1 protein-coding gene is annotated in these 333 nt (G+C 56.8%); it reads left to right on the top strand.

Translation table 11 applies throughout. The features are described from left to right. On the top strand, positions 1-295 hold a 295-nt coding region (locus tag HOC_RS20810; RefSeq protein ID WP_035542840.1), incomplete at its 5' end, for an antirestriction protein ArdA. Positions 296-333 lie beyond the last annotated feature (38 nt).

Below are 333 nucleotides of genomic sequence, written 5' to 3' on the forward strand. Positions count from 1 at the left end.
CGTCTGTGACCTTGCCGACTTTCTTGGCGAGTATGGCGAGATTGCCGCCAAGCTGTACCGGCATTTCGGCGACGACCTTGAACAGGCCCGTGCAGCCTTCGAAGATTATGCCGGAGAATATCGCAGCGCCGCAGACTTCGCTGAGGAATTCATGCGGGAGAGCGGGACAGAAATCCCGGCTTCGCTCGACTATTACATCGACTGGACAGCGCTCGCCCGCGACATGGCCCTCAATGGTGAGATCATGGTGTTCCAGACGGGCTTCGATGAAGTCCATGTGTTCTGGAGCCGTTAGAGTTGGCTTTCACGGAACGCTTTGACACGTTCGTATGC

The sequence above is a fragment of the Hyphomonas oceanitis SCH89 genome (assembly GCF_000685295.1).
Classification (GTDB): Bacteria; Pseudomonadota; Alphaproteobacteria; order Caulobacterales; family Hyphomonadaceae; genus Hyphomonas; species Hyphomonas oceanitis.